We start from the raw sequence: 1002 nt of genomic DNA on the forward strand, positions 1-1002 counted from the left end.
CTAGATGGTTGATGCCAAGGGCACCTGAAGCGCATGAGATGAAGCGAGGGAGTCCAAAGGTCGGTTGTGACGCCTGACCTGGACTCCCTCGCGACCGCACTCTACGTGAAGACCGACGACCTGCTGAAGCAATCGCCGTATCTGGCCCCATGGCGGCCCGCGATCGGCCTCAAGCCGAGGCTGACGGACGCCGAGCTGGTGACCCTGGCGGTGATGCAGGCCCTGCTCGGCTTCACCTCCGAGCGCCGCTGGCTCCGCCACGCCACCACCCACCTGCGGCACCTGTTCCCGTACCTGCCCGGCCAGTCCGGCTACAACCGGCGCCTGCGCAAGGCCGCCGACCTGATCGCCCACGTCAACCGCCTGCTCGCGGCGGACACCTCGCTGTGGACGGACGATGTGTGGGTCGTCGACTCCACCCCGGTGGAATGCGGCCGCTCCCGTGAGACCGTGAAACGCTCCGAGCTGGCCGGATGGGCGGAGTACGGATACTGCGCCAGCCACTCGCGGTTCTTCTGGGGACTGCGGCTGCACCTGGTGTGCACACTGCACGGCCTGCCGGTGGCCTTCTCCCTGACGGGCGCGAAGGCCGCGGAGCGCGAGGTCCTGCTTGACCTCCTCGCCACCGAGCAGGACCTCGTCCGCAACCGGCCCGACCAGGTCCTGCTCGCGGACATGAACTATTACGGGCGCGCGTTCGAGTGCGAGTTGGCCGCCACCGGCGTGCGACTACTGCGGCCCGCCCGCAGGGGCGAGCCCCCACGAGCCGGATCGGCGCTGTTCAAACCGCTGCGACAGGTCATCGAGTCGGTGAACCAGACCTTCAAGGCCCAACTTGACCTCGAACACCACCAAGGCCGCACCAAGAGCGGCGTGACAGTCCGGGTCCTGCAACGCGTCCTCGCCCTGACCAGCGCGATCTGGCACAACGACCACACCGGCCAGTCCGTCATGCGCTCCCTGACCGCCTACGACCACTAACCCTTCGCATCAACCATCTAG

Annotated in this window: 1 protein-coding gene; it reads left to right on the forward strand. The window is 67.6% G+C overall.

The features are described from left to right. Positions 1 to 66 precede the first annotated feature (66 nt). The gene (locus IH44_RS0139945) at positions 67 to 981 is read left to right on the forward strand and encodes an IS982 family transposase (RefSeq protein WP_030464759.1); all 915 of its coding nucleotides are present in this window, start codon (positions 67 to 69) and stop codon (positions 979 to 981) included. Positions 982 to 1002: the final 21 nt, after the last annotated feature.

It is taken from the genome of Kitasatospora sp. NRRL B-11411 (assembly GCF_000721345.1).
Lineage (GTDB): Bacteria > Actinomycetota > Actinomycetes > Streptomycetales > Streptomycetaceae > Kitasatospora > Kitasatospora cineracea.